Source organism: Syntrophorhabdaceae bacterium (assembly GCA_028713955.1).
Taxonomy (GTDB): domain Bacteria; phylum Desulfobacterota; class Syntrophorhabdia; order Syntrophorhabdales; family Syntrophorhabdaceae; genus UBA5609.
Genome location: JAQTNJ010000256.1, coordinates 1 through 4,365, shown reverse-complemented (window position 1 = coordinate 4,365; position 4,365 = coordinate 1). Strand labels below are relative to the sequence as shown.

Annotated in this window: 5 protein-coding genes; 1 reads left to right on the top strand and 4 read right to left on the bottom strand. The window is 49.9% G+C overall.

Annotation, left to right across the window (positions count from 1 at the left end; translation table 11 throughout):
• The coding region (locus PHU49_15185) for a hypothetical protein (protein MDD5245350.1) at positions 1 to 690 on the top strand (690 nt) is incomplete at its 5' end.
• 23 nt (positions 691 to 713) lie between these two features.
• Here the strand turns inward: PHU49_15185 and PHU49_15180 are convergent.
• From PHU49_15180 to PHU49_15165, 4 genes are all read right to left on the bottom strand, one after another.
• The gene (locus PHU49_15180; GenBank protein MDD5245349.1) at positions 714 to 1,463 is read right to left on the bottom strand and encodes a hypothetical protein; all 750 of its coding nucleotides are present in this window, start codon (positions 1,461 to 1,463) and stop codon (positions 714 to 716) included.
• A 1-nt stretch (position 1,464) separates the two neighbouring features.
• A complete protein-coding gene (locus PHU49_15175; protein MDD5245348.1) occupies positions 1,465 to 2,019 on the bottom strand; it encodes a GspMb/PilO family protein in 555 nt (184 codons plus the stop codon).
• Positions 2,003 to 3,538 (bottom strand): PilN domain-containing protein, encoded by a 1,536-nt coding sequence (locus tag PHU49_15170; GenBank protein MDD5245347.1) that lies wholly within the window; start codon positions 3,536 to 3,538, stop codon positions 2,003 to 2,005. The genes PHU49_15175 and PHU49_15170 overlap by 17 nt, the downstream gene beginning before the upstream one ends.
• Before the next feature lie 39 nt (positions 3,539 to 3,577).
• Positions 3,578 to 4,365 (bottom strand): type II secretion system protein GspK (locus tag PHU49_15165; protein ID MDD5245346.1); only part of this gene is annotated, 788 nt, incomplete at its 5' end.

Here is a 4,365-nt window from a genome sequence, read left to right as displayed (position 1 = left end):
AAGATCGTAAATTTTCTTTTCGGGGGAGTGTGGCTCATTCTGAATTATACAGACAACAAAGCCGTTGATTACCCGTTGATAAAAAAGAAATACCTCTTTCTTCTGGTTATAGTCCCCTTCATCATTACCGAGATGGTCATTCAGGGCTCCTATTTTCTGAACCTCAGGGCTCATGTCATTACATCATGTTGCGGAAGTCTTTTCAGCCCGGAAAGCGGATCGGCAGGGGCCGGTCTTGCGGCGCTTCCAAGCATACCCATGAAGATCGTCTTTTATAGTTCCATGGCCCTTACAATAGCGTCAGGATTCTATTTTTACCGTGCACGGAATGGTGTGGGATATCTATTTTCCGTTATGAGCGTGATCACTTTTGTCGTATCAATCGCAGCGATTATCTCATTTATCTCGCTTTACTTCTATGAGTTGCCTACTCACCATTGCCCGTTTTGCATCCTGCAGGGAGAGTATCATTATATCGGCTACCCGCTTTATGTGGCCCTGCTTGGAGGTGCTGTGGGAGGAGCAGGTGTTGGTGTACTGATGCCTGCGAGACACATTGAAAGCCTAAAAGAGATTGTGCCCGGGATCCAAAAGCGGCTGACCTTCATGACGCTTGTCTTCTACCTGATCTTTACCGTCATCGCCACCTGCGCGATGATCTTCACCGATTTCAAACTCGAAGGATACTGAGAGACAATCGCCTCAAAATTCCATCATTGACCGGCAGGGGTATTGATTTGCCCGGGTGTTCTCACCTTATAATTACCCCTTCCCCGGGTTGCCGGAGGAGTTCGTATAACAGGGGCCGTTGACGGCGCGGGAGCAGGAGCTGCAGCGGCTGGAGCTGCGGCCGGTTTCGAGGGAGATGATCCGGGAAGCGCTGTAGCTGGTTCGGGGTAAAAGCCTGTATCCGGTCCGGTGGCCTTTGAAGGCGATAACGTGGTCTCACTTCCCCTCTGTTTCCCTGTGTCCGTAAGGTATACTGATATCGTCTCCTCGCCCCTCGTCAATACTATCCTGTCAGCCTCGATCTCCCTGAGGACGAAGCCGCTTATGACATCGCCTTTTTTGACGGCTGTCTGCCGTTTCCCCCTTCCGGGCGTGGTCTTCGGGGACTTCTTGTCCTCTATATATGCAACGCTGGCTCCCTCGGCGACTATGGTCCCATAGAGCACAAGCTCGGGCTTGGGCAGGAGTTTCTCCTCTTTCGGCGTCCTTCTTTCAGGATGGAAAAGGTTATCCTCTCCTATGAGCGTGTAATCGGAAGGGGACGGCGTCTGGGCATTCGATGCGACGGGGATCTCCTGCTTCGCGGCGGTCTTTACTTTTGCCGCGGGAAGGGTGAACTTTACACGCATGTCAAAGAGGGGGACCACGTCAAAGACCACGAGCACAAGGATTGCCACAAAAAGAATAATGTTCAGAAGATTGACATCTTTGTAAAAACGCTGAAAAGAACGCATCCTATTTTCCACCTGTCAGTGCAGCTATTCTCAGTTTTACCATGAGCTCCCTCGGCTCCCTGATGTTCCTCGCCCTCACGTCGAGCTCCTTGATAATAATATAAGGCGTCCGCGTCTCTATGCTGTAGATGATGTCGCTCAGCGCCCGCGTATCAGGCAGGACCACGTCCATGCTCACGTTGACGACCTTGAACGCACCGAGATCGTCTGGTTTTTCAACCCGCTCGCTCGATATGGAGCCGCCTCTGCCTGTGATGATGCCCTTGACAATATCTTCAAGGGTATTGGCGGAAAGGGAATATGTCTGTCCCTCTATGATCTTCGCGTCGTCGGCCTTCCTCTGCTCCTTCGAGGAGGCAAGCCTGGCCTCGATCAGGGGCCTCTCGCTGATGATCGTTATGTATTTTTCCAGTGTCCTGCTTTTCATCACCTGCATCTCCCTGACCGAGGACATCTCTGCCCGGATCTTTATATAACCGTACTGGTATATTACAAGACCGAAGAGCACAACAATCGCAGGTATGGCAAACTTTATAATCTTACTTCTTGTTTCCATCTTTTGTCTTTTCTCCTCCTTCTTTGCCGAAACCCTCTATCTCCATTTTCACCACAAACCTGTCTGCATTCAATCGTGTATCCCTGACAGTAGGTGACGTAAATTCAACCTTTTTGAAATATTGCGATTGCTCCAGTTTGGGGAGTATCTCCGAAGCAGAACCGGCGTATCCCTCAATATCTATGGTCGTGCCTGTCATTTTTATTCTCGTGAGCCACGCGCTCTTCGGCAGGATCGTGGTAAGCTCTTTTAGAATAACAAGGGCCATGGGTTTTGCCTCTTTGAAGTCCCTGATAGCGGTTATCTCGTTCGTCAAAGCCTGTACCTCTTTCTTCAACGCTTCTGCTTTACCGACCTCTTCTTTCCGGAGCGATATCTGGCGGTCGATCTCCGCAAGCCTTTTTTCTTCTCTCTGGAGGGGGAGCATGGCATAGGGGATCCAGGAGACAAGGAGGATGAAGAGGAGGACGAGGGTGACTGCCATGGGTATCTTTGTCTTTCCGTGCACCCCTTTCCCGAGGAGGTTGAAGCCCCTGGCCCCGGGCCATAAAGACTCAAGAATTCCTCCTGCTGCCGTATAAGAGATATCTTCTTTGTCGGTGAGGATCTTGCCCTTGATGTCATGATTACTCAATATCCTGATGGGAATATCGAGTTGATCTTCCAGCGCGACATAATTCTGGCCGCCCGGGTAAACAAGGACAGGAAGGACTTCGTCTTGTTGCGCTGCCGCAGCGATGATCGTTCTCAAGGAATTAACCATGGTTGCAACGTTCGATTTTTCATCCTTCTCATTAAAACCCTCTCTAAGAGAGGATACAATGGCGTTATTGCGTATCAAGCCTGCTTCGTATCCGAGTGAATCGACCTCCAGGCAGATGGAATCTCTACCCGGGTCCACATAGCTGCAGAGTGTGCCCAGGCTTGAGAGGCTGGCTGTAACCCTTTCCACATCTATCGATTCTTCGCGCAGAGCATCCAGATACTGGTTAATCAAGTCGGCCCTTGCGGCCACAACGATGATGGTGAGTTTTTCCGGCTGCTCGCTTGATATCCTGAAATCATAGTAGGCGTTTTCCGCGCTGAGGGGTGTAAGCCTGTCGAGTTCGTAGGTAATCACATCAGAAATATTCTCTTTCACGGTAGAGGGAAGCTGAACTGTTCTCATAATTACCCAGTCCCTGGGAATGATCAGGGTGATTCCCGTATGTTTGGCTCTCAGTTCCTTGATAGCCAGAGAAATGGTTGAAACAAGGCTTGCGGGGCTCAGATACTTCCCTTCTTCGAAGGTGTATTTCCTGAGATCCATAACCCTGATCTTTGATAAAAACCTTGACCCTGATACTACCCAGAGGGAACCTCTCTCTATAGACACTGAAAGGACTTTTTTCGGAACAATCATACCATCCATGAGCTGTAATGTAAGAACCCTCCAGACAGGTTTCCAGAGCTTCACGATCCTGACAATAAAATCAGCGCCCATGGTGGATAATCTCTCTACATCTGCCCTGGATATCATCGGTAAATCATCCTCTTCTTCCTGTCCTTTGTATGTATCCTATTCCTGCCGCTGCCTTGCACCTGCAGGGCTTTTGTAATAAACACACCTGTATTTGCTGTTGCTTTCAATGACAACTGTGGCCATAATGGTAAAACCCTGTTTTTCGTTCTTTTTGTATCCCGTTGCTTTGATCGTGTATGTGTTTGACTCTGAGACACCAACGTAAGGAGACATCAAGGGGAGGCTCATGCCAACAATGGATCCCAAATCCTCCAGAGTTTTCATCTCCGCGGATTCCCTGAGTGAGCTGACCTTGTTTGCCAATTCGGGGGTCATACCGGGCAGGGCGGCCAGGACCTCTTTCGGTGCTGCATTCACATTGATCCCTCCCGTCCTCGCATAAACCGTAAGGAGATCAAAAAGACCAGCCTTCTCATTGCTTCCGTAGAGTATCTCCGGGGTTATACCTTTTACCATCAGCAGTTCCTCGACAGCGTCCAGCCTGGCATTTTTTGACTTATAGGGATTTGGCAGAGACATATAGTAGTCGCTCTCGGCGCCGTGGAGCCTGTGGAACTCGTCGGCGTCTTTCCAGTCCAGGATTGAATCTACAATCGTGTCGGCATCTTCCTTTTTGACCCCAAGGTTTACGAGGAGGTTGTTTATGATCACGCCGGAGCCGTCGGTCAGCGCGTTCAGGTTTATCTTCCCCGATTCATCAACGACGTCAAATGTATAGTAATCATTCCCGAGCTGCCCGGTATATATCGTCCCGTCAACTTTTATGGCCTCGCTGCCTTCCATGACCGCCTGCTTGTTCTTGTAGAGACCCCTGCGCATTATCT

What these genes read in the sequence shown, in the direction of transcription:
- PHU49_15180 (MDD5245349.1), bottom strand. Translation starts at nt 1,463, where the DNA reads ATGCGTTCTTTTCAGCGTTTTTACAAAGATGTCAATCTTCTGAACATT.
- PHU49_15170 (MDD5245347.1), bottom strand. Translation starts at nt 3,538, where the DNA reads ATGATATCCAGGGCAGATGTAGAGAGATTATCCACCATGGGCGCTGAT.
- PHU49_15175 (MDD5245348.1), bottom strand. Translation starts at nt 2,019, where the DNA reads ATGGAAACAAGAAGTAAGATTATAAAGTTTGCCATACCTGCGATTGTT.